General features: G+C 37.8%; 19 protein-coding genes and 3 pseudogenes. 16 read left to right on the forward strand and 6 right to left on the reverse strand.

All coding sequences use genetic code 11. The features are described 5' to 3' along the window. The first annotated feature begins 102 nt into the window (after nucleotides 1–102). From ANG_RS04260 to ANG_RS11680, 5 genes and pseudogenes are all read left to right on the forward strand, one after another. Complete coding sequence (locus tag ANG_RS04260) at nucleotides 103–669, forward strand: GrpB family protein (RefSeq protein WP_025271693.1); 567 nt, start codon at nucleotides 103–105, stop codon at nucleotides 667–669. A 52-nt stretch (nucleotides 670–721) separates the two neighbouring features. Then, nucleotides 722–968, forward strand: a pseudogene (locus ANG_RS11245) (CD1845 family protein). Nucleotides 969–999: 31 nt separating this feature from the next. Then, nucleotides 1,000–1,314 carry a TfoX/Sxy family protein gene (locus tag ANG_RS04265; protein ID WP_025271694.1) on the forward strand — a complete coding sequence of 105 codons (315 nt, stop codon included), beginning with the start codon at nucleotides 1,000–1,002 and terminating at the stop codon, nucleotides 1,312–1,314. A gap of 56 nt (nucleotides 1,315–1,370) precedes the next feature. Continuing rightward, nucleotides 1,371–1,799 (forward strand): VOC family protein, encoded by a 429-nt coding sequence (locus tag ANG_RS04270; RefSeq protein ID WP_003036240.1) that lies wholly within the window; start codon nucleotides 1,371–1,373, stop codon nucleotides 1,797–1,799. 14 nt (nucleotides 1,800–1,813) lie between these two features. After that, nucleotides 1,814–2,034, forward strand: a pseudogene (locus ANG_RS11680) (TfoX/Sxy family protein); the annotation flags it as partial. Between the two features lie 124 nt (nucleotides 2,035–2,158). Here ANG_RS11680 and lysS read toward each other — a convergent pair. From lysS to ANG_RS04295, 5 genes are all read right to left on the reverse strand, one after another. Then, nucleotides 2,159–3,646, reverse strand: coding sequence for a lysine--tRNA ligase (lysS, locus tag ANG_RS04275; protein WP_003036259.1), 1,488 nt, complete (start codon nucleotides 3,644–3,646; stop codon nucleotides 2,159–2,161). A gap of 83 nt (nucleotides 3,647–3,729) precedes the next feature. Next, nucleotides 3,730–4,371 carry a histidine phosphatase family protein gene (locus ANG_RS04280; protein WP_003035997.1) on the reverse strand — a complete coding sequence of 214 codons (642 nt, stop codon included), beginning with the start codon at nucleotides 4,369–4,371 and terminating at the stop codon, nucleotides 3,730–3,732. A 12-nt stretch (nucleotides 4,372–4,383) separates the two neighbouring features. Beyond that, complete coding sequence (locus tag ANG_RS04285; RefSeq protein WP_003036237.1) at nucleotides 4,384–4,866, reverse strand: aminoacyl-tRNA deacylase; 483 nt, start codon at nucleotides 4,864–4,866, stop codon at nucleotides 4,384–4,386. Further along, nucleotides 4,866–5,708 carry a DUF368 domain-containing protein gene (locus tag ANG_RS04290; RefSeq protein WP_003036067.1) on the reverse strand — a complete coding sequence of 281 codons (843 nt, stop codon included), beginning with the start codon at nucleotides 5,706–5,708 and terminating at the stop codon, nucleotides 4,866–4,868. Before ANG_RS04290 ends, ANG_RS04285 begins: the two co-directional genes overlap by 1 nt. 126 nt (nucleotides 5,709–5,834) lie before the next feature. Continuing rightward, nucleotides 5,835–6,671 carry a glycoside hydrolase family 25 protein gene (locus tag ANG_RS04295; RefSeq protein WP_003036040.1) on the reverse strand — a complete coding sequence of 279 codons (837 nt, stop codon included), beginning with the start codon at nucleotides 6,669–6,671 and terminating at the stop codon, nucleotides 5,835–5,837. A gap of 280 nt (nucleotides 6,672–6,951) precedes the next feature. Between ANG_RS04295 and ftsW the strand changes: the two genes are divergently transcribed. The 7 genes and pseudogenes from ftsW to ANG_RS04330 all read left to right on the forward strand — a co-directional run bounded on the left by ftsW (nucleotide 6,952) and on the right by ANG_RS04330 (nucleotide 18,007). Further along, nucleotides 6,952–8,184, forward strand: coding sequence for a cell division peptidoglycan polymerase FtsW (gene ftsW, locus ANG_RS04300; RefSeq protein WP_003036112.1), 1,233 nt, complete (start codon nucleotides 6,952–6,954; stop codon nucleotides 8,182–8,184). 38 nt (nucleotides 8,185–8,222) lie between these two features. Continuing rightward, on the forward strand, nucleotides 8,223–10,922 hold the full coding sequence (gene ppc / locus ANG_RS04305) for a phosphoenolpyruvate carboxylase (protein ID WP_003036032.1): 2,700 nt from the start codon (nucleotides 8,223–8,225) through the stop codon (nucleotides 10,920–10,922). Nucleotides 10,923–11,047: 125 nt separating this feature from the next. After that, entirely contained in the window at nucleotides 11,048–11,518 is a 471-nt protein-coding gene (locus ANG_RS04310; RefSeq protein ID WP_003036279.1) for an RNA polymerase sigma factor, read from the forward strand. Further along, complete coding sequence (locus ANG_RS04315; RefSeq protein WP_003036035.1) at nucleotides 11,505–12,569, forward strand: anti sigma factor C-terminal domain-containing protein; 1,065 nt, start codon at nucleotides 11,505–11,507, stop codon at nucleotides 12,567–12,569. The genes ANG_RS04310 and ANG_RS04315 overlap by 14 nt, the downstream gene beginning before the upstream one ends. Nucleotides 12,570–12,692: 123 nt before the next feature. After that, on the forward strand, nucleotides 12,693–13,889 hold the full coding sequence (gene tuf, locus ANG_RS04320) for an elongation factor Tu (protein ID WP_003023932.1): 1,197 nt from the start codon (nucleotides 12,693–12,695) through the stop codon (nucleotides 13,887–13,889). A 156-nt stretch (nucleotides 13,890–14,045) separates the two neighbouring features. Beyond that, a complete protein-coding gene (gene tpiA, locus ANG_RS04325) occupies nucleotides 14,046–14,804 on the forward strand; it encodes a triose-phosphate isomerase (RefSeq protein WP_003035955.1) in 759 nt (252 codons plus the stop codon). 65 nt (nucleotides 14,805–14,869) lie between these two features. Beyond that, nucleotides 14,870–18,007: pseudogene (locus ANG_RS04330) on the forward strand (GBS Bsp-like repeat-containing protein). 201 nt (nucleotides 18,008–18,208) lie between these two features. Here the strand turns inward: ANG_RS04330 and mnmE are convergent. After that, nucleotides 18,209–19,582, reverse strand: coding sequence for a tRNA uridine-5-carboxymethylaminomethyl(34) synthesis GTPase MnmE (gene mnmE, locus ANG_RS04335; RefSeq protein ID WP_003036109.1), 1,374 nt, complete (start codon nucleotides 19,580–19,582; stop codon nucleotides 18,209–18,211). Between the two features lie 355 nt (nucleotides 19,583–19,937). Here mnmE and rpiA point away from each other — a divergent pair, with 355 nt between their 5' ends. The 4 genes from rpiA to ANG_RS04355 all read left to right on the forward strand — a co-directional run bounded on the left by rpiA (nucleotide 19,938) and on the right by ANG_RS04355 (nucleotide 23,274). After that, entirely contained in the window at nucleotides 19,938–20,627 is a 690-nt protein-coding gene (gene rpiA / locus ANG_RS04340) for a ribose-5-phosphate isomerase RpiA (protein ID WP_020999732.1), read from the forward strand. Nucleotides 20,628–20,812: 185 nt separating this feature from the next. Further along, nucleotides 20,813–21,622, forward strand: coding sequence for a purine-nucleoside phosphorylase (locus ANG_RS04345; protein WP_003036038.1), 810 nt, complete (start codon nucleotides 20,813–20,815; stop codon nucleotides 21,620–21,622). A gap of 182 nt (nucleotides 21,623–21,804) precedes the next feature. After that, the gene (gene deoD / locus ANG_RS04350) at nucleotides 21,805–22,518 is read left to right on the forward strand and encodes a purine-nucleoside phosphorylase (RefSeq protein WP_003036198.1); all 714 of its coding nucleotides are present in this window, start codon (nucleotides 21,805–21,807) and stop codon (nucleotides 22,516–22,518) included. A 129-nt stretch (nucleotides 22,519–22,647) separates the two neighbouring features. Beyond that, the gene (locus tag ANG_RS04355; RefSeq protein WP_003035965.1) at nucleotides 22,648–23,274 is read left to right on the forward strand and encodes a histidine protein kinase; all 627 of its coding nucleotides are present in this window, start codon (nucleotides 22,648–22,650) and stop codon (nucleotides 23,272–23,274) included. Nucleotides 23,275–23,328 lie beyond the last annotated feature (54 nt).

The following is a 23,328-nucleotide window of genomic DNA, read 5'->3' on the forward strand; positions in this document are numbered from 1 at the left end:
TAGCTAAAAGTTTTAATCAGAAATAATAAACGCCTGATGCACATTGAAAATGTTATAATGATAATAAATGTGAGAAATAAATGCAAACTAGTGGAGGACAGATTGAGTAAAAAATTAGAAGACATGAGTTTAGAAGAATTATGGCAGTTGTTTCCCATATTTCTTGTAAAACATAATAAAGAATGGGCGGATTGGTATGATGAGGAAGCAACTGCTATTTTGTCCCTGATACCAGCTAAATATATAGTAAGAATATCTCATATTGGTAGTACTGCGGTTCAAAATATATGGGCAAAGAATATAGTAGATATATTATTTGAGGTTCGATTAGCAGAAGAACTAGAAATAGTGAAAAATATTCTTGTTGAAAATAATTGGTTATGCATGAGTCAAAGTACACGACGAATCCCATTAAATAAAGGATACACGGAGCAAGGTTTTGCAGAAAAAGTCTTTCATCTTCACATTAGAGTTGTCGGAGATAACGATGAACTGTACCTCAGAGATTACTTACGTGAGAATCATAATGTAGCGAAAGAATATGAACATTTAAAGCTGAACTTATGGAAGAAATTTGAACATGATAGAGACGCCTACACTGATGCAAAGTGTAAGTTTATTAAACGATATACTAAAATTGCAAAAGAAAAATTTATAGGAAGATATTAAAATAGATACGAGCGCTGTGATCGTGCTTTTTAACTTACTTTAAATATGGTAAATTAGTCTTATCTTATCAATTTTGACAACTTTTCTGACATTCTTGCTTGGCATAGGAACGGCGTTGTTGTATATCGTTATGATGTTGCATATTTGGAGTATTAGCTTCTTTCAATCAAGGAGAAGTCGGAATAGGCATATCAGGATTGATTATCGGCTTCCTATTTAGTCCTTACGGGCTTCCGATGATAGGAGAAACAGTGATAGCGTTTATCAAATTGATAAATGATAAGATTAGGGCGATATAGATAGATTGGAATTTGGAGGGGGATAATCAAGGTGAATGAAATTAATGAATATGTTCGCGATAGTTTTTCTAAATCCGGCGATATTGTCATAAAATCTATGATGGGCGGATACCTTATATATTTTAATGGTAAGCTGATAGGTGACATTTGCAATAATGAACTGTTTTTAAAGAGAACGCCGACATCGGACAGACTGCTTGCAGATTCCGAACTGCGTTATCCGTATGAAGGTTCAAAAACCTTGATGCATGTATTTGATAGTTTTGATGATAAGGCTCTAATTCTGGAACTTCTGGATGGTATGTATGCTGAACTTCCGGAAAAGAAACCTGCGAAAGCCAGATGAGAAAGACAAATCTTAATTTATTAGATGAAAGTTAATTGGAAATTATGGAGGTAGTAATGAATAAGATTACTTGTATTTGTTTGGGTGTTAGCGATATGGAAAAGTCAATAAAGTTTTACAGAGATGGTTTAGGATATAAGACTGACTGTAAAGAAAATAATCCGCCAGTATATTTTTTCAATACTCCAGGAACAAAATTTGAACTATTTCCTTTAGAACAATTGGCAAAAGATATTGATGAAAATAACCCACTAAAGAGAAATGGATTTTCTGGAATTACATTAGCGTACAATGTTGAACAAAAAGAAGATGTTGATAGTGTAATTGAATTAGTACGAAATGCTGGTGGAAGAATTGTAAAAGAACCACAAGACACCTTTTGGGGTGGATATCACGCCTATTTTTCTGATTTAGATGGATATTATTGGGAAGTTGCATGGGGACCAAATTTTAAGTTTGACAAAAATGGACTATTGAAATTTTAGTAATTAAAAGAGATATAAAAAAAGTATCAAGCAAAGAATACTTAGACTTTATTTTAGAACAAGTATCTGAATTAGATAATATTAGTTATAAAGCTATGATGGGAGAATTTATTATCTATTATAATGGAAAAATTATTGGTGGAATACATGATGATAGATTACTTGTTAAACCTGTGCAGATATGCCAAATGTAGTGTATGACTTGCCGTATGATGGAGCAAAAGAAATGATTCTTGATTATAGTAGAATTTTGAACGAAAAAATTCAATTATGATAGAGTTAAAAAATGACCTTGTCCCTCTTGAACGAGGGGGCAAGGTCATTTTTGTTATCTCAGTATTCATTTGATAAGAAATTGTTTACTTCATCGTAGGGAAAAGCAATACATCACGGATAGAAGTGACATCTGTCAACAGCATAATCAAGCGGTCAATTCCAATTCCGAGGCCGCCAGTTGGTGGCATACCGTATTCAAGAGCTTCTACATAGTCGTAGTCGATACCGGTTGCTTCGTCATCTCCGAGTTCCTTAGCTTTGGCTTGCGCTTCAAAACGCGATAATTGGTCGATTGGGTCATTCAGCTCAGTAAAGGCGTTGGCAAATTCGCGTCCAACGATAAAGAGTTCAAAACGGTCTGTAAAGCGTGGGTCATCTGCATTTTTCTTAGCAAGAGGCGAGACTTCAACTGGATGCCCATAGATAAATGTAGGTTGAATCAAGGTATCCTCAACAAAATCTTCAAAGAAAGCATTGATAATATGACCGACTGTAAAATGCTTTTCAACCGTCACATGATGTTCCTTAGCTAGTGCAGTCGCTTCTTCGAGAGTCATATCTTTCCAGAAATCAATGCCAGTTTGTTCTTTAATGGCTTCTAGCATGTGTTTACGTGCAAATTTGCGACCGATAAAGATTTCAGTACCTTGATAAGGAATACTTTCAGCATCTGTGACAGCTTTTGCTGCACTTTGGATAATTCCTTCTGTCAAGTCCATGATATCTTCAAAGTCTGCATAAGCCTGATAAGCCTCGATTGTAGTGAACTCAGGGTTATGAGTGGCGTCCATTCCTTCATTACGGAAAATGCGTCCCATTTCATAAACACGTTCCATACCACCAACAATTAGACGTTTTAAGTGCAATTCAGTCGCGATACGAAGCACCATATCAATATTTTGCGCATTGTGATGAGTAATAAATGGACGAGCAGCAGCACCACCAGCTTCATTATGTAGTACAGGTGTTTCAACTTCAAGGAATCCTTGGTTATCAAGATAACGGCGAATTTCTGAAACGATACGACTGCGAGTTACGAAGCGTTCAAAGCTTTCCCGATTGGAAATTAAATCCAAATAACGCTTACGATAAATCGTTTCAACGTCTGTTAGTCCATGGAATTTTTCTGGTAATGGACGAAGTGCTTTAGAGAGATGTGTGATGTGAGTTGCTTTGATTGACAGCTCTCCCATATCTGTGCGCATAATCTCACCTTCAATACCAAGGAAGTCCCCAATATCCGCTTTTTTGAAAATTTGATAATTCTCTTCACCAACAGTATCTTTTCTGACATAGATTTGAATTTGACCTTCACGGTCTTGGATATGAGCAAAACCGACTTTGCCTTTCCCGCGCTTGGTCATAAGTCGTCCTGCAATGGTAGCAGTTTCTGCTAATTCATGTAGCTCTTCTTTTGTTTTATCACTATATTTTTCTTTTAATTGGGCAGAATCTGCGGTGCGTTCAAAACGTTTACCAAATGGGTCAATACCTTGTTCTGCTAAAGCAGCCATTTTTTCACGACGAATCAGCTGCTGGTCATTTAATTCTTCAATATGTTCAGTAGTCATATTCTTCCTCCTAAAGTTTACCTTCCTCATTCTATCATAAATAAGGCAGAAATTCACCTATAAATAAAGAAAAAACCGTGATTTTATACGCTCACGGTTTCAATTGTTTTTAAGTGATCAACATTGTTCCAATCAAGAAGTGTAAAATGCTCAAAATCTTGTGTTTCAAGAATGGTGACACTTCCATTTGTAAGACCGCCCTGCTGGCGAATTTGAGCAAAGTCATAACCTAGTAACAAACGTAAAGAAGCAGTTAAATTCGCTCCATGACCAACAAAAAGAAGATTTTTATAAGATTGTCCTTTTTGTGATTTAATGAAGTCTATTGTACGTCGGGTAGTATTGTAGACTGATTCCGCACCAAAAATAGAGTTGTTAAATTTCGCCAGATTATGACGGAAAGCTTCCATTTGATGAGGATAGATAGCCGTAATCGTAGAAATTTTCTGTCCTTCTAGGGAGCCTAATTGCCATTCACGTAGCTCGGCATGTGGCTCAACGACTTGTGAAAAATGATTTTCACTATTGATAATCTGTGCAGTTGCCATTGCGCGTGGTAAATCACTTGAAAAAATTTTGTCAAATTTAATGTGAGCTATGTGTTTTCCAAGCAAGTGCAATTCTTCAATAGAAGTCTCAAGCAGCGGTGAATCACCATTGGCTCCTTGAAAGCGTCCTTCTAAATTCCATTGAGTTTTCCCGTGTCGAACGAAGTAGAGTTTCATACAGTTTCCTTTCTATTTTGAATCCTCTTTTAAATCTGCAAAGGTCGCCTCAACAAAATGGGCTAAATCCTCTGCGTTAATTTCAATACTGTGTCCTAATTCTCCAGCCGATACAATAATAGTCTCATCTGTTAAAGCTGAATTGTCAATGTAAATAGGAAAGTGGTGTTTTTGACGAATGCCGACAGGATTATTTGCTCCGTGAATGTAGCAAGTCGTCTTTTCTAAATCTTTTTGCGGAATCATGCTTACTTTTTTGTTACCAGATATTTTGGCCAGCTTTTTTTCAGCTAGATGTTCTGTTATGGGCAAAATCCCAATAATTGTCCCTGTTTTATCGCCTGTTAGAGCCAATGTTTTGTAAATCTGTGAGCGCTCTATTCCTTCAGGCAATTGTCCTTCTAAAGCATTGATTTGGATGCCTTTGTGAGGAATTTTTGCTTTTGTCAAAATTTGTTCTACTAAGGTTTTCTTAATTTTTGTTTTTTTAGCCATTATTTATACTTTTCCTCCAATTGGCTCATCCAAGCGCCCAGCCAAGTTCCTAATCCAAAGAAGAACGCAGCAGTAACAAAGGTGATGATAGAAGTATTAGCATAATGAATACTTTCGCTATTTTCAGGGTTTGGTACCAAGATGAGAACAGTACTAGATAAGACAATCCCAATGATAAAATGGTACACTTGAGAATGATAATTTTCCAAAGCATAATTCATGGATTTTGAAAAAATCACAAGTGCGAGGAGACCGCCAATTCCGATTGGTAAAAAGGTTCCCAAAATATCTAAAGATTTAAAACCGATTAGCATCGGGGAATACAGTCCCAAAATCAAGAGCAAATTTGAAGGACTTAAACCTGGAACGAGAATTCCCAGTGTGATAAGGGCACCAGCTAAAATAAAAGTCAAGAAATTTGCAGGTAACGTTCCGACTAAACTATTGAGGAAATAAAGGCAAATCCCAGAGATGAAAAAAGTGGCTACGAACCAAATAACATCAGTTCGGTCGCGATCAGATTCTCTGGTAGATTCCTTTAGCAAGCTTGGAATCGTACCGATAATCGCTCCTGCAAATCCCCATAAAACAATGATTTTATAATGCTCTAAGAGATATTCAACTGGCAGGGAAAATAGTGCAATCCCTAAAACCATTCCAATACCAACAGGTAAAAAATAAAGTACATTTTCACGAAAATTCTCTTTTATATGCGCTAAAAAATAAATCATCCGCTCGTAAATCCCCAAAATAGTGGCTAAAACTCCACCAGATACCCCAGGGAGAATAAATCCTAGCGCGATGACAATTCCCTTAAAAATTCTGATTAGCCAAGAAATCATTCATTACTCCCTAAACTTTTCTTTGTTAGTCATTATAACATATTTAGAAACAAGAAAGTAGTGATAACTGGACGAGAAGAAAAGAAAAACTCTGCAAAGTTTTCGATTCAAACTATTACAGAGTTATTATTTTCCATTACCGAATAATTTTTTAAATGTTTTTGTCTGATTTTTTAAAGGAGATAGCTGATTAAGATCGACATCATGTGCAAAACCACCAATTGAGCCTTGTGATGTGTATTGATGTAAATCGTATTTTAAGTCTGTCTTAGGGGCAGCGTTGTAATAACCGTCATTATAGCCGTAAGTTGGAATCCAAATAGCTGTGAATTTCTTAGTTGAGATACTGTGTTCTTCAAGGAAATAGATTCCGACATAAATCCCGATGTTCTTAGCACCCAATGATGCTAACTTAGCGCGAAAAGCTTCAACACCAGCATTCATGTTCTCCATAGTTTTTTCTTCAACATCTAGCCAGTAGTAGGTCGGTTTGTATTTTGAAGCAGCTTTATAAAAACTTTCGGCAGCTTTTTGCATTTCTTTCTTGTTGCTACCTGCCACATAAGCATAGACAGCGACAGGAATATTTCGTTTTTGAAATTCTTCTATGTGGCGTTGATAGGATTTATCAATTCCGTTTAAGTGTGTAGCTGCATTTTCTTTTTTTGCTTGTGCTCCGCTATGCACGCGTATAATGGCGCCAGAAACATTTTTTGCTAGTACGTCATAGTTAATATCACTTGGCAATTGCCAGCCGGACAAGTCAATGATTGGTTTATAGGCTTTGTCTGCTTCATTGGAATCTGAAGTATCAGTTGACTGAGAAGCAGCTGATGTTTGTGTAATAGCGTCCTTTTGCTGTTTAGTTTCCTTGTTTTCTGAATAATGCTTCGCTCCTAAAATAATCGCAATGAAGCTAACAAAGAAAACAAAGACAACAAGCGGTTTAATCCTCTTTCTCATATAATTTTATTTTAACGTAAAGTCAGATAAAAAGCAAAATAAACTAGTAGAAAATAAGTATTTGTCATCAAATTGAAATATTAAAGAAAGCGGTTTATTGGACATAACGGTGAAGAATGCTTATAAATCCTATTCATAGACTCAGCTTATTGTTCTTTTTTTAGTTAAAGTTTAGCCTAGATACTGCAAGGATTTAAAAAATACCGTTCGTCAAATACTTTTTTTTTACCTTGAAAAGTGGTATAATGTTCGGTGAAAATTTAATAATATTAGGTGAACTATGAAAATTGATAAACGCCACCTGCTGAATTATTCCATTTTGATTCCTTATTTGATTTTATCTATTTTGGGATTGATAGTTGTTTATTCAACGTCAAGTGCCACTTTAGTACAGGTAGGAGCAAATTCGCTCAGATCTGTTTTAAATCAAGGAATTTTCTGGGTAATCAGCTTGCTTGCTATTGCTTTAATTTACAAAATAAAGTTAGATTTCTTAAAAGACAATCGACTGATTGTCATTGTTATTTTTGTGGAAATCTTGCTTTTAATTTTATCTCGCTTCCTTGGTGCCCGAATCAATGGTGCACATGGTTGGTTACGATTTGGTCCGATTAGTCTCCAGCCGGCTGAGTATTTAAAAATTATTCTGATTTGGTTTTTAGCACAGCGGTTTTCTCATCAACAAGATGAAATCGCAACGTATGATTATCAGGCTTTAACACGAAATCAATTGATTCCGCGTGCACTGAACGATTGGCGAATCCTGGTCGTGGTGCTCATTGGGATTGTGGCAGTGCTGCCTGACTTGGGGAATGCGACCATTCTTTTGCTGACGACCTTAATCATGGTAACGGTTAGTGGGATCGGTTATCGCTGGTTTTCAACTCTTCTTGGGATATTGGTCACTCTTTCCACAGCGGTTTTAGCAGGCATCTGGTTGATTGGTGTGGAAAAAGTTGCTAAGGTTCCTGTGTTTGGCTATGTAGCAAAACGATTTAGTGCCTTTTTTAATCCTTTTAAAGATTTATCAGGCGCAGGTCACCAGCTAGCTAATTCCTATTACGCCATGAGCAATGGCGGTTGGTTTGGCTTAGGATTAGGAAATTCTATCGAAAAACGTGGTTATTTGCCAGAAGCACAGACAGACTTCGTCTTTTCCATTGTTATTGAAGAATTTGGATTTATCGGTGCCAGCTTGATTTTAGCCCTCTTGTTTTTCCTTATTTTGCGGATTATCCTTGTGGGAATTCGAGCGAAAGATCCATTTAATTCTATGATGGCTCTTGGTGTCGGTGGAATGTTACTGACACAAACGTTTGTCAATATTGGAGGAATTTCCGGTTTGATTCCTTCGACGGGTGTCACCTTCCCATTCTTATCACAAGGTGGAAATAGTTTGTTAGTATTATCCGTAGCGATTGCTTTTGTTTTAAACATTGATGCCAATGAAAAACGAGAAAGTTTGTATAGAGAAATCGAAGAAACCAATCACGGTTTAAGAATTATTCGCTAACGTTAGATTGAGCAAAAGCTTATTGAAAGGTGTAGATTATGTCACTTCAAAAATTAGAAAATTACAACAATAAAGAAGTTATCAAAGAAGAAGTTACGATTCTGACGGACTTATTAGAAGAAGTTACAAAAAATATGCTGAGTCCTGAAACCTTTGAAAAAATCATTGCTTTAAAAGAATTAGCAGCAGCTGGAAATTATGAAGGGTTAAATGAGATTGTTCAAAGTCTATCGAACAAGGAAATGTCCTATATTTCTCGTTATTTTTCAATCCTGCCTCTTTTAATCAATATTTCAGAAGATGTGGATTTGGCTTTTGAGATTAACTATCAAAATAATGTGGGGCAAGATTATCTTGGGAAATTATCCACAACGATTGATTTGGTTGCTGAAAAGGAAAACGCTGCTGAAATTTTGGAGCATTTGAATGTGGTTCCTGTTTTAACAGCTCACCCAACTCAAGTGCAACGAACGACTATGTTGGATTTGACCAATCATATTCATGTCTTGTTGCGTAAATACCGCGATGTGCGAATGGGCTTGCTCAATGAGCAAAAATGGCACAATAATCTTCGTCGATATATCGAAATTATCATGCGGACAGATATGATTCGTGAGAAGAAATTAAAAGTGACCAATGAAATCACCAATGTGATGGAATACTACAATAGCTCTTTCTTGCAGGCGGTGACTAATTTAACAGAAGAATACAAGCGCTTAGCCAAACAGCACGGGATTGACCTGAAAAATCCTACCCCTATTACGATGGGAATGTGGATTGGTGGTGACCGAGATGGAAATCCTTATGTTACAGCTGAAACATTGAAAAAATCCGCTTTGACACAATGTGAAGTGATTATGAACTATTACGATACGAAAGTTGCTAATTTGTACCGTGAATTTTCTTTGTCAACAGGTATCGTAAAAGTAAGTGAAGCGGTGCAGGAAATGGCTTATCTGTCAGAAGATAATTCTATTTACCGCGAAAAAGAATTGTATCGTCGAGCCTTCTACTATATTCAAACAAAACTAAAAAATACAAAGACTTACTTTATTGATCAGATAAAAACCGAGCCACATTACCACAAAATTGAAGAATTTAAACATGATTTACTAGCTATCAAGCAGTCTCTTCTTGAAAATAAAGGCGAAGCAATGATTTCTGGTGAGTTTACTGAGTTGCTTCAAGCAGTAGAAGTATTCGGTTTTTACCTTGCTTCCATTGATATGCGTCAAGATTCCAGTGTTCATGAAGCCTGCGTTGCAGAGTTATTAGCGAGCGCAGGAATTGTGGAGCATTATAGCGAGCTTTCTGAAGACGAAAAATGTCACGTTCTGCTAAATGAACTTCTCTATGATCCGCGGATTCTCTCTGCAACACATGCTAAAAAATCTGCCCTTTTACAAAAAGAATTAGAGATTTTTCAAACGGCGCGTGAGTTGAAAGACAAGCTAGGAGATGCGGTTATTAAGCAAACCATTATTTCTCATGCTACGAGCGTGTCTGACCTTTTAGAGTTGGCTGTTATGCACAAGGAAGTTGGTCTCATTGACAAAGAATTTGCGCGTGTACAGATTGTGCCGCTCTTTGAAACCATTGAAGACTTGGATAATTCCTATGACACGATGAAGAAATACTTATCTCTTCCAATCGCTCAGAAATGGATTGCCTCTAATAACAACTATCAAGAAATCATGCTGGGCTATTCAGACAGCAATAAAGACGGTGGTTACTTATCATCCTGCTGGACTCTTTATAAAGCGCAACAGCAATTGACTGCTATCGGAGATGAATTTGGTGTGAAAATCACCTTTTTCCACGGTCGTGGTGGAACGGTTGGTCGTGGTGGCGGACCTACTTATGAAGCCATTACCTCTCAGCCTCTCCGTAGTATCAATGACCGGATTCGCTTGACAGAGCAAGGAGAAGTCATTGGCAATAAATACGGAAATAAAGACGCTGCGTACTACAATTTAGAAATGCTGGTGTCGGCAACGATTAACCGTATGATTACCAAGAAAAAGAGCGATACTAGCACATCTAACCGCTATGAGCATATTATGGATCAGGTAGTAGAACGAAGCTATCAAATTTATCGTGATTTGGTTTTTGGCAATGAGCATTTTTATGATTATTTCTTTGAATCAAGTCCGATCAAAGCTATTTCCAGCTTTAATATTGGTTCGCGACCGGCTGCGCGTAAAACAATTACCGAAATCGGTGGCTTGCGTGCCATTCCGTGGGTCTTTTCATGGTCCCAAAGTCGAGTGATGTTTCCTGGTTGGTATGGTGTTGGATCCAGCTTTAAAGAATTTATTGATGAAAATCCAAAAGAAAATCTAGCTTTCTTAAGAAAGATGTATAAAAACTGGCCTTTCTTCCAATCGCTTTTGTCCAATGTGGACATGGTGCTGTCTAAGTCGAATATGAATATCGCCTTTGAATATGCAAAACTATGCGAAGATGAAAAAGTTCAAGAAATCTATTACACAATCTTAGATGAGTGGCAGTTGACCAAGAATGTCATTCTTGCTATTGAAGATTATGATGAACTGTTAGAGGAAAATCCATACTTGCGAGACAGTTTGGATTACCGCATGCGTTATTTTAATATCTTGAATTATATTCAGCTAGAACTCATCAAACGCCAACGCCGTGGGGAGTTATCTCCTGACGAAGAAAGGTTGATTCACGTCACAATCAATGGAATTGCGACTGGACTGAGAAATTCAGGCTGATGAAGAATAAAAAATCGGATTATTTCCGATTTTTTTATATCTTTGTAACCCAAAATGCTTCCAATTCGTTATACTAGTGAAGGAAGGGGGATGAGGATATCAAACTAGATGATTATGAAAAAGTCTTGATTACCTTTGCGAAAGAAATCGTCTATTATCTGCAAGGCTCAGGCGTTCCAAAAGAGCAAGCAGAAGATGTTGTTCAGGATGTTTTTATCAAAATGCTAGAGTCTGATTTTGTCATCCCTGCTCAAAAAATGCGAGCTTGGATGTATCGTGTGTCTATTCACCGCTATATTGACAAATACCGGCGTGATAAGCATTATATGGAAATCCTGCGGCGAGATTTTTTTACAAAGGAAAATCAATTGATTGTTGAAGGAGCAGATTATGACTTTCTCATGGAGGAAGTAGAAAAGTTGCCAACACAGGATAAAATCATGTTGGATCTTTATTATTTTCAAGGGTTCTCAACAGGCGAAATAGCAGAAGTGCTTCATTATTCTAAAAGCAAGGTCAAGGTTCAGCTCATGCGCAGTCGAAAGAAACTTCGACAGGTTTTGGAAAAGAAAGGATATCATCATGGAAACTTTTGAAATCGTTGCAAAGAAAAACAAAAAAAGGATGATTAAGCGGATTATCCTCTGGTCAACAACAGTAGTGGTAGTATTTTTTGGAATATATATTGCCGCTCGTATGATTACAGGAAAACTCATCAGCGACCAAGCTTGGAAGGTTGTCAATGAGGTACAGCTAGTTGAAAACGTCGCTTTTCCTAATATTGAAACGTATACCTGGTCTGCTAATGGTGGGGACATGCTCCATGGTGGTATTAAAGGTAGACAAGCCAAAGATATTTATGGGATTCCGCTAGACTATGGTGAATACAAGACAGATTTTGGAATTTTTAATATCAATCGAGGAACTCTTTTTCATGCAAATTCTGGAAGATATACGGAATCTGGGGCAACTATTCAAATAGAAAACAATCAAAAAGTGCCACAATTCTACAATAAAAATGTGAAAGAGGAGAAAGGAGAACCTGTTCATGAACCAACCCAAGAACTTCCTTATATCAAAGAAATGAAAAATCAACTGGTAGAAGTGGCTCTGACTTTTGATAAACCATATAGTTTAAAAGAAATTCGAGCAATGATTCCTAAGAATCTTAAAACCAATTGGTATTGGATTGGTACAAATTCAACAGGTGATCCAAGTTGGTGGCAACCAAGTAATCTATACGGCACGAGTCCAGATTATCTAACGAAAAAAGAATATGTTCACAAAAAGGAAGCAGAAGAAGCTATTAAAAATCTCAAAGAAGGAGAGAGACTGAGTAACAGACTTGCCCAAATGAAAGATGTAGATGGATTCTTGCTTAATCTGAAGAAATATATTAAAAGTGGATTTGGAAAAAGTAGCTACAATAATGCAACTCCGTCAGATGACATTAAAACCTACTTGAAAAAATTTGGTAAGCTAGACTTGTCTAAGAAAGAAGACCTAGAAAAATTAGAATTCTCAGGCGTTATCCTAACAGGAAAAGCTGAAAATTTTGCTCAGTTGGAAGGTAAGGAGTGGATTTACGCATCAAGTATTGGGGCTTCTACACCAAATCAACCATACTACAAGTTGGACAAAGAATAAATTGATAAAAAAGGCGTAAAATGCTTGCAATTTGAAGAAAATTTGATAAAATAGTAAGGAAAGTTAGACTGTATTGCCTACTGTCTATCTATAAAATATATTTTATTGGAGGCTTTTACTCAAATGGCAAAAGAAAAATACGATCGTAGTAAACCACACGTTAACATCGGTACAATTGGACACGTTGACCATGGTAAAACTACCCTAACTGCAGCTATCACGACTGTACTTGCACGTCGTCTTCCAAGTTCAGTTAACCAACCAAAAGATTACTCATCTATTGATGCTGCTCCAGAAGAACGCGAACGCGGAATCACTATCAACACTGCACACGTTGAATACGAAACTGCTAAACGTCACTATGCTCACATCGACGCTCCAGGACACGCAGACTACGTTAAAAACATGATCACTGGTGCTGCTCAAATGGATGGAGCTATCCTTGTAGTAGCTTCAACTGACGGACCAATGCCTCAAACTCGTGAACACATTCTTCTTTCACGCCAAGTAGGTGTTAAATACCTTATCGTCTTCATGAATAAAGTTGACTTGGTTGACGATGAAGAATTGCTTGAATTGGTTGAAATGGAAATCCGTGACCTTCTTTCAGAATACGATTTCCCAGGTGATGAAATCCCAGTTATCCAAGGTTCAGCTCTTAAAGCTCTTGAAGGTGATGAAAAATATGAAGACATCATCATGGAATTGATGGATACTGTTGATGAATACATTCCAGAACCAGAACGTGACACTGACAAACCATTGCTTCTTCCAGTCGAAGATGTATTCTCAATTACTGGACGTGGTACTGTTGCTTCAGGACGTATCGACCGTGGTACTGTTAAAGTCAACGACGAAGTTGAAATCGTTGGTATCCGTGACGAAATCCAAAAAGCAGTTGTTACTGGTGTTGAAATGTTCCGTAAACAATTGGACGAAGGTCTTGCTGGAGATAACGTAGGGGTTCTTCTTCGTGGTATCCAACGTGACGAAATCGAACGTGGACAAGTTCTTGCTAAACCAGGTTCAATTCATCCACATACTAAGTTCAAAGGTGAAGTTTACATCCTTACTAAAGAAGAAGGTGGACGTCATACTCCATTCTTCAACAACTACCGTCCTCAATTCTACTTCCGTACTACAGACGTTACAGGTTCAATCGAACTTCCTGCAGGTACTGAAATGGTAATGCCTGGTGATAACGTAACAATTGATGTTGAGTTGATCCACCCAATTGCCGTAGAACAAGGAACTACATTCTCTATCCGTGAAGGTGGACGTACTGTAGGTTCAGGTATGGTTACAGAAATCGAAGCTTAATTCAGTTAAGTTCCCAGATGAACAATTAAAGTCAGACAAACGAGCTCCGCTATTGCGGGGCTTTCTTTTTTATGATTTCATTCGACTCAGTCTTTATTTCTCTATTAAATTATGGTAAAATAATAGATGTAAATAAAAAAAGAAGAGGTATGTGAAATGTCACGTAAACCGTTTATCGCTGGCAACTGGAAAATGAACAAAAATCCAGAAGAAGCTAAAGCATTTGTTGAAGCAGTAGCTTCTAAATTGCCTTCATCAGAACTTGTTGAAGCTGGTATCGCAGCTCCTGCACTTGATTTGACGACAGTTCTTGCTGCAGCAAAAGGTTCAAATCTTAAAGTTGCTGCACAAAATACTTATTTTGAAGACGCTGGTGCATTTACTGGTGAAAATAGTCCCAAAGTTCTTTCTGAAATGGGTCTTGATTATGTTGTAATTGGTCACTCTGAACGTCGTGACTATTTCCATGAAACAGACGAAGATATCAACAAGAAAGCTCATGCTATCTTCCGCAACGGTCTTCTTCCAATCATCTGCTGTGGTGAATCTCTTGAAACTTACGAAGATGGTAAAGCAGTGGAATTTGTAGGTGCTCAAGTATCTGCAGCCCTTAAAGGATTGACAGCAGAACAAGTGTCTTCTCTTGTCATTGCTTACGAACCAATCTGGGCTATCGGTACTGGTAAATCAGCTACTCAAGACGATGCTCAAAAAATGTGTAAAGCAGTTCGTGATGTTGTAGCAGCTGACTTTGGTCAAGAAGTGGCTGACAAAGTACGTGTACAATACGGCGGCTCAGTAAAACCGAACAATGTAGCTGAATACATGGCATGTCCAGATGTTGACGGTGCCCTTGTTGGTGGAGCATCACTTGAAGCAGAAAGTTTCCTTGCATTGTTGGACTTTGTAAAATAGTTCTTAAAAGAAATAATTAGCTTGCCATATTTTATGGCAGGCTTATTTTAAAATGGAGAAATAAAATGAAAAAGAAAAGTTTATTTTATTTAGCAAGCACAGCTATTTTAATTGCAGCTAGTTCACATCAGGTTTTTGCTGATGAACCTGTAAAAACTTCTACGCCACAGCCGACAGTAGAAGTCAATAAACAAGAAGCTCATTCTTCAGTTGAACTCCAAACAAAAGAAGTAACTCAAACTGCTCCAATAAATCAAACAACTTCATCTTCTTCATCTAAAAATGAAGCAACTGCTTCATCAACCGCTTCAACTGAAGCTAAAGTTTCAGAAGAACAAAATGTTGTAAAAGAAAATTCGACAACTACAACTGAGACTAAAAAAGACAATAAGTCAACTTTTTTTGCTACGCAGAATAATCAAACAACAGCTAGAAGTAATCCTGATGCGCAAGTAAAAAAATCAACCTTTGTAGATGTCAGCAGTCATAATGGGCATATCAGCAAAGAGGATTATCAACATTTAGCTGAAAAAGGGGTAAATGGGGTTGTTGTCAAATTAACAGAAGGAACGAGCTATAAAAATCCTTATGCGGCTTCTCAAACACGGAATGCACAAGCGGCAGGTATGCAAGTGTCGGCTTATGCCTTTTCTCATTATACTAATGAAGCAGAAGCAAGAGCAGAAGCGCGCTATTTTGCAGAGGAAGCAAGGCGATTGAACCTTCCTTCCTCAACTGTTATGGTAAATGATATTGAAGATTCTGATATGCGTCCAAATATCAATGCAACTACTCAAGCTTGGGCAGATGAAATGCGGCGTATGGGCTTTTCAAATTTGATGTACTATACAAGTGCAAGTTGGCTTGATCGAAATAATCTCAGAACGAAAGGACCAATCCAAATAGAGCAATTTGGCTTGGAGAATTTCTGGGTAGCGCAATATCCAACTTCAAAATTAAGTGCAGATGATGCGAAAACACTGAAATATAATAGTGAAGCAGGTGCTTGGCAGTTTACTTCGTAAGCTGAACTACTACCTGGTCGTCATGTATTTGACCAAAGCGTGGATTATACTGGACGATTTACGAATAAGGCAACTCCAAGCAATCGTGCTGCAAATCAGCCAATAAAGGGAAAAATCACGGTTCAAAACAATAATCCTAACACAGGAACCTTTGATGTGATTGTGTCAGATGTTTCTGCTCCTTATGGCGTTCGTGAAGTGAAGTTACCGACCTGGTCTAATGTCAATGGTCAAGATGACATTATTTGGTATACAGCTGCTAAACAGGCTGATGGAACTTATAAAGTAACAGTAAGGGCAGTAGATCACAAATTTTCTACAGGACTCTATCACATTCACCTTTATTACATCCAAAATAATGGGAAATTGGTTGGCGTAGGTGGAACAACTACCGAGCTTTCATTTGGACGACCTCAAGGAAAAGTGACTATTGCTAATAATAATCCTGACACAGGAACTTTTGATGTCCTTATTTCCAATGTTTCTAGTCCTTATGGCGTTCGTGAAGTGAAAGTTCCAACTTGGTCCAGCATCGGTGGTCAAGATGATATTATCTGGTATACCGCTAAAAAACAAGCTGATGGGACTTATAAGACGACCGTCAAGGTAAGTGATCACAAATATTCAACAGGTCTATATAATGTTCATCTGTATTATATCCAAGACAATGGCAAAATCGTTGGAGTAGCAGGAACGCAAGTAATTGTATCTTTAGCAAGAGCAAAAGGCAATCTTACAATTGCGAATAATAATCCTAACACAGGAACCTTTGATGTGATTGTCTCAGGTGTTTCTAGCCCTTACGGTGTTCGTGAAGTGAAATTACCGACCTGGTCTAATGTGGATGGTCAGGACGATATTATCTGGTATACCGCTACTAGACAGGCCAATGGGACTTACAAAGCAACTGTCAAAGCGAGTGACCATAAAAGAAGTACAGGTTTATACCACATTCATCTGTATTATATCCAAAACAATGGTAAACTCGTTGGAGTAGGTGGTACAACGACAGAAGTTTCAATTGCACGTCCAAAAGGTACATTAACGATTCAAAATAAAGATGCGAATAAAGGAACTTTTGAAGTAATTGTCTCCAATGTTTCTAATCCAGATGGTGTTCGTGAAGTGAAATTACCGACTTGGTCTAATGTCAATGGTCAGGATGATATTATCTGGTACACTGCTACTAGACAGGCCAATGGAACTTATAAGGCGTTCATTAAAGCAAGTGATCATAAGAATTCAACCGGTTTGTACTATATTCATTTGTACTATGTTCAAAACAATGGAACATTGATTGGAGTAGGCGATACATCAACCAATGTGACAATTTCTGCGGAAAACCTTAAACCAACTGGAAAAATCACGATTCAAAATAATAATCCTAAAACAGGAACATTTGACGTGGTAGTGTCTAATGTTTCCAGTCCTTATGGTGTTCGTGAAGTGAAATTGCCAACTTGGTCTAGTGTAAATGGTCAAGATGACATCATTTGGTATACTGCTGCGAAACGAGCCGATGGTACCTATAAGATAACTGTGAAAGCGAGTGACCATAAGAGCTCAACCGGCGAATACAATATTCATTTGTATTACATTCAAAACAATGGTAAGCTGGTTGGAGTAGGTGGTACAACAATACAAGTTTCTAAAACGTCTTATCCGACACCATATTTTTCTCAACGTGATGGTCGTTGGGCAGGACGAACTTATGGAGGCTACACATTTGCTGCAACAGGTTGCGTGCCAACAACGGTCGCTATGGCAATTTCTGGTATTACAGGACAGACTGTTTTACCAACGACTGTGGCAGATTATCTCTATTATTCTACGAATGAATTTAATAAGAGAAGCTATGGTACAACGAGTCATGGTATTGTATTAGCAGCTCGACATTGGGGCTTGAAAACGGATGTTTTAGGTTCAACCGCAGCTGTGCGAGAAGCGCTTGCTATGGGACACCATGTGCTTGGTGCAGTAGGAACCAGTGTATTTGCAAATTATCCTGTTACGCATGAGCTAGTCATGAGGGGCTATAACAACGGAATGACTTATGTAATGGATCCGTATAATGCTAATAATAATGGCTATTATTCAGTAGATTATTTATTTAGAGTACGGAGTTTGGATCCAACTGACAATACAGAAGGTTCTCCATTCATGACAATCAGAGCATAATATTGTGTCTGCTCTATGAGAATGAAGTTTTTGTCATTTTATCGGTCTAGTAATGAAAGGTTGAAACTACGAACTAAAAATTTTAAATGTTTAGTTCTGTCTTATTCTCTTTTTGATGAAAAGTAAGAAGCTCTATGATTTCTATAGGAATAACCTTAGAAATCATAGAGCTTACTTGTTTTTGTTCGAATTTATTTACTATTATTTTCCCAAACAAAATTGGCTGAAAAGTTGGCTAATGAGTTCATCAGGAGCGGCATCACCTGTGATTTCACCAAGGATTTCCCATGTTCGGGTGAGATCCACTTGGACTAAGTCAACAGGCATTCCTAGATCCAGTCCTTCATTGACAGCGTGGAGACTTTCAACAGCTTTTTCAATTAGAGAAATATGACGAGCGTTAGAGAGATAAGTAGCATCTTGTTCTACAATGCCTGCATTTTCAAAGAAAAGTTGGTTGATTCGTTCTTCGATTTTATCAATATTTTGATTTTGAAGAACAGAAATCTTGATGAAGTTATCGGGAAGCTGGTCAACTTCAATCTTTTCTTCTAAGTCGGTTTTATTGAGCAACAAGATACGGTTGGTGTCTTGACTGATTTCTAGAAGTTTGCGGTCTTGTTCTGTCAATGGCTCACTAGCATTTAACACAAGAAGTACAAGGTCAGCATCTTGGAGCGCTTTTTTGGAACGCTCTACTCCGATTTGTTCGACAATATCATCTGTATCACGAATACCCGCAGTGTCAATCAACTTGAGTGGTACCCCATTGATGTTGACATATTCTTCAATGACATCGCGAGTGGTTCCAGCGATGTCCGTTACAATTGCCTTGTCCTCGTGGAGCAGGTTGTTAAGGAGACTAGATTTGCCAACATTTGGGCGACCAATAATAGCAGTCGAAATTCCTTCGCGCAGAATCTTACCGCGGCGAGCTATTTTTAAAAGTTGAGACAGAAGTTTTTCAAATTCAGCTGTTTTTTCACGCAACAGTTTGGTGGTCATTTCCTCAACATCGTCGTATTCTGGATAGTCAATATTGACCTCAACTTGAGCCAGTGTGTTAAGAATTTCCAGACGTGTATTGTTAATGAGGTCGGATAGAGAGCCGTCCAGTTGCTTGACGGCGATATTCATGGCTTTGTCCGTTTTTGCCCGAATAATGTCCATAATAGCCTCTGCTTGCGTCAAATCCACGCGTCCATTGAGAAAGGCGCGCTTAGTAAATTCACCAGGTTCTGCCATTCTAGCTCCTTCTCGAATGGCTAATTGGAGAATTTCGTTGGTCACAGCAATCCCTCCGTGGGTGTTAATCTCAATCACGTCTTCACGTGTGAAGGTTTTAGGAGAACGCATAGCTCCAATCATAACTTCATCTAAAATTTCGTTTTTTTCTGGGTCAATAATATGCCCATAATTTAGTGTGTGACTGGCAACCGTACTTAAATCTTTTCCTTTGAAGATTTTTTGAGCAATGGCAAAGCTGTCCGTCCCGCTCAGTCTAACAATGCCGATAGCTCCTTCACCAAGAGGAGTGGAAATGGCAGCAATCGTATCAAATTCTTTGGTTATCATCAATTTAATCCTTATAATGTGTTTATGCAATCTATATTCATTGTAACGCAAAACAAGGTTCGTCGCAAGATTTTTACATGCTGTTTTTGTTCAAATAAATTCATCATCTCTTTTTAATACAATAAAATAAATTTTAAGAAAGCTTCAAATATCATTCGTTTATTCATTTGATATATCAAATTATAGCAAAGAAAATCTGGAATTTTTGGTGTTTTATAATCAAGAAAAATAGAATATTCGGATTTTAGAATGTTTGTAAAAAAGGGATCATTTAAAAAGAAAGTGGTTTCATTTTTTGGGTGCTAAAGTTGGCAAATCATGGTATACTAGAAGCAGATTGAATAAAGGAGCAAAAATGGAGAACCTCAAAAAAATGGCAGGAATCAAAGCTGCAGAATATGTGAAAGACGGTATGGTAGTTGGTTTAGGAACGGGTTCGACTGCCTATTATTTTGTGGAAGAAGTTGGACGGCGTATCAAGGAAGAAGGACTGAAAATAACAGCAGTTACAACTTCAAGCACAACGAGTGAACAAGCTCGGCGTTTAGGTATTCCTTTGAAATCAATTGATGAAGTAGATGAAGTAGACGTGACCGTTGACGGAGCTGATGAGGTGGATACTGACTTCAACGGTATCAAAGGCGGTGGCGGCGCTCTGCTTATGGAAAAAGTTGTTGCAACTCCAACCAAAACCTACATTTGGGTAGTTGATGAAAGTAAAATGGTTGGTAAACTAGGTGTTTTCAAATTGCCTGTAGAAGTCGTACAATATGGTGCAGGACAGCTTTTCCGTCGTTTTGAACATGCAGGCTATAAACCGTCATTTCGTGAAAAAAATGGGCAGCGCTATGTCACGGATATGCAGAATTTCATTATTGATCTTGACTTAGGCGTGATTGAAAATCCAGTCGAATTTGGGCAAAAGCTAGATCATGTAGTTGGCGTTGTGGAACATGGACTCTTTAATCAAATGGTGGATATGGTCATTGTTGCTGGAAGAAATGGCGTGCAAATTTTAAAATCAACCAAATCAAAAGGAGAATAGAATTTTATGTCACATGTTATTATATTTATGTCATTATCATGGATTCAGTCCGAATTAGTGTTGCACTAAATGCTGATGTTCAAAAAGAATAAGAAAGATTAGAATATGCTCTTAAGAGTGGAGCGTAATTGTGTCATTCAACATTTTTCGAGTGAAAATTAAAAAAGATATAAAAGGATAAAGATATGAATTTAATGGATAAAATTAACGAAACAGCACAGTTTTTAAAAGATAAAGGAATTACCGCACCAGAATTTGGTTTGATTCTCGGTTCTGGTTTGGGAGAATTAGCTGGTGAGATTGAAAATGCTGTCAGCATTGACTATGCAGGCATTCCAAATTGGGGTCGCTCAACAGTGGTGGGGCATGCTGGTAAATTGGTTTATGGCGATTTAGCAGGTCGGAAAGTACTGGCTTTGCAAGGACGTTTTCATTTTTACGAAGGAAATCCGATGGAAGTGGTGGCATTCCCTGTTCGTGTGATGAGAGCACTAGGTTGTGAAGGTGTCATTGTTACCAATGCCGCTGGAGGGATTGGATATGGTCCAGGGACGTTAATGGCTATTTCAGACCATATCAATCTGACGGGGCAAAATCCTTTGATTGGAGCGAATTTGGATGAATTTGGTCCACGCTTCCCAGATATGTCTGATGCTTATACAAAAGCTTACCGTGAAAAAGCCCACGCCGTAGCCGAAAAATTAGGCATTGAATTGAAAGAAGGAGTTTATCTGGGTGTTACCGGTCCAACCTATGAAACACCAGCTGAAATCCGCGCTTTCCAAACCTTAGGAGCTAGCGCTGTCGGTATGTCAACTGTTCCAGAAGTAATTGTGGCAGCCCACTCAGGCTTGAAAGTATTGGGGATTTCTGCTATTACAAACTTTGCAGCTGGTTTTCAAAACGAGCTAAACCATGAAGAAGTCGTAGAAGTGACAGAACGTATCAAGGAAAACTTTAAAGGACTTGTAAAAGCAATCCTTGCAGAACTATAAAAACATAAATGTAAAAAGAGTCGAAGATTGAGCTTACAATCACATCTCTTTCTGAACTCAACTAGAAACGAAAGGAATAAAACCCGCACGCAATCCTTTCTGAGATGAATAAGCTCCTAAGAAAAGTTATTTAGCGCTTGTACTTTTCAGTTTGGGTTTTTGACGGGCTTGGTATCTTACTTATGTCAATCCATATTGCAGCAAAACAAGGCGAAATTGCCGATAAAATTTTACTACCTGGAGATCCACTCCGTGCCAAATTTATTGCCGAAAACTTTTTAGAAGATGCTGTATGTTTTAATGAAGTTCGCAACATGTTTGGTTATACAGGGACTTATAAGGGGCATCGTGTTAGTGTTATGGGAACTGGAATGGGAATTCCGTCGATTTCTATCTATGCTCATGAATTGATTGTGAACTATGGTGTGAAACGTTTAATTCGTGTAGGAACGGCTGGTTCCTTGAATAAAGACGTTCATGTACGTGAATTGGTATTAGCGCAAGCAGCAGCGACAAACTCAAATATCATTCGTAATGATTGGCCTCAATATGATTTTCCGCAAATTGCAAGTTTTCGTCTTTTAGATAAGGCTTATCATCTTGCCAAGGATTTTGGTATGACAACGCATGTTGGAAGTGTCTTATCATCAGATGTTTTCTACTCAAACTACGGTGAAAAAAATATCGAACTTGGAAAAATGGGAGTTTTGGCTGTGGAAATGGAAGCGGCAGCTCTTTACTATCTAGCTGCTCAATATAATGTCGAAGCTCTTGGCATTATGACCATTTCAGATAGTTTAGTTAATCCGGACGAAGATACAACAGCGGAAGAACGACAAACGACTTTCACAGATATGATGAAAGTCGGTTTAGAAACGCTTATTTCAGAATCATGATTGAAAATTTAGACGTACGTCAAAGAAGAGATAATTTACGCTATTTCTCGCTATGATTATGCTCATGCTTATAAATTAGCTCAAAGGCTGAATGGTGCAGACTCAAAGTTAGTTGAACTTTTGTATATCATGGCAGAGCGGAGAGAGTTGAATATTCGCCCTGCTATGGAATATCAGTTGAAAATTAGAAATGATTTTCAACTTTTTTGTCATGATTCTGAGGAAGATGAGCAATTAGCGAATTACCTATATGACTTAGAAGCAAAGCTCAAAAACGAACAAGTGATTGACTTTATTCGTGCTGTTAGTCCGGCGATTTATCGGATTTTTATGCGTTTGATTAAGCAAGAAATTCCTGATATTGAATCCTATATTCATAATTCTAGAGAAGCGAGTTACGATCGTTGGAATTTTGAAAAGATGAAAAATACAGATCATCCTATTTTGAGTACTTTTCATGCTGAAAGTCCAGTTCATTCTTCTAGTCTGGCTAGCTTGATTTTACTGTTGGATTTACCAGAGCAAGTTAAAATCATGGTCAAAGAACTACGAAAGTTGGAGAAATCCGTTCGGAACCCATTAGCGCATTTAATTAAACATTTTGACGAAGAAGAATTGCATTCCACTACAGGTTTTTCTTCTCAATTTTTTATGGAAATATTGATTTTGTTGGCAAAAGCAACAGGCATTACTTATGACGAGGAGCAATTTTTCTTTGATCAAGTCAATCGAGTCATCAAAACATTAATAGATTGAGTGCTTTCTTTCATTATAAAATCCCATACAGTTCATTTTACTTGTATGGGATTT

The sequence above is a fragment of the Streptococcus anginosus subsp. whileyi MAS624 genome (assembly GCF_000478925.1).
Taxonomy (GTDB): domain Bacteria; phylum Bacillota; class Bacilli; order Lactobacillales; family Streptococcaceae; genus Streptococcus; species Streptococcus whileyi.